The sequence below is a fragment of the Actinomadura sp. 7K534 genome (assembly GCF_004348575.1).
Taxonomy (GTDB): Bacteria; Actinomycetota; Actinomycetes; order Streptosporangiales; family Streptosporangiaceae; genus Spirillospora; species Spirillospora livida.
This window is the reverse complement of sequence record NZ_SMKB01000500.1, coordinates 1-1,057: the sequence shown is the minus strand read 5'-3', so window position 1 is coordinate 1,057 and position 1,057 is coordinate 1. Positions and strand designations below refer to the sequence as shown.

General features: G+C 71.6%; 1 protein-coding gene. It reads right to left on the bottom strand.

Annotated elements, in window-relative coordinates; translation table 11 throughout:
- Nucleotides 1-7 precede the first annotated feature (7 nt).
- Nucleotides 8-1,057, bottom strand: a 1,050-nt coding sequence (locus tag E1266_RS37390; protein ID WP_132055326.1) for a cellulase family glycosylhydrolase, incomplete at its 5' end; no start/stop codon positions are given.

The following is a 1,057-nucleotide window of genomic DNA, read 5'->3' as shown; positions in this document are numbered from 1 at the left end:
GTGGGGGTCAGGGGGCGGCGAGCAGGTGGTCGCGGAGCCCGGCGCCGTACGGGGTCGGGGTGCCGTCGTAGGAGCTGATCAGGGAGGGGCCGCTGGAGCAGTCCCAGGTGTTCCACGTCCAGCCGAGGTAGGACGCGCCGTGCGCGTCGAGCCAGGCCATCAGCCTGTCGGCGTAGCCGTGGGCGCAGGTGTTCTCGCCGAACTCGCCGGCGACGAGCGGGACCTGCGCGGCGACGGGCGCGATCTGCTCGTCCCAGCAGGCCTCGTCGCTGCAGTAGTTGAAGTTGTAGGAGTGCCAGGACGCCGCCAGGTTCCCGGTCGGGTCGGACGGCTTCATCGCGAGCCACCGGCTGAGGTCGTTGCTGTAGCTGTTGCCGCCGGCCAGGACGACGTTGGCGGCGCCGGTGCCGCGGATCGCGTCGAGGAGGTCCTGCATCCCGGCCGCCTCGAAGGTCAGGCCGGGGCAGGCGTCCCCGCCGTCCCGCCAGCACCGCCACGCCTGCTCGTAGTCCATGACCTGGAGGTTGTTCGGGTACGGCTCGTTGAACAGGTCGAAGACCACGGCCCTGTCGCCCTTGAACGCGTCGGCCAGCTGCCGCCAGAAGTCGGGCGCGTACCGGGCGTCCGGCATGGGCTTGAGGCACTCGGCCGCCGCCGTCTCGCAGTGGCTGTCGTAACCCGTCCACAGGCCGTGGCTCCAGTGCAGCTCCAGGATCGGCGTGATGCCGTTCTCCTTGAGCAGGGCGACGTAGTCCTTGACCGCGTTCTGGTACGCGGCGCCGCGGTAGGCGGGATCGACGTTGTCCAGCCCCAGCCAGCAGTCGGAGTTGAGCGGCACCCGGACCGCGTTGACGTTCCAGCTCCTGATGGCGGCGACCGACGCGGCGTCCATCGGGCCGTCCCAGAAGGCGTAGCCCTGGACGCAGGCGAACTCCCCGCCGGACCTGTTGACCCCGCGGAGCCGGACGGTGCCGCCGCCGGCGTCCACGAGCCTGTTGCCCGAGACGCTCAGCTCGGGGGCCGTCCTGTCGGGCGGGTCGGTCGGCGGGTCGGTGGG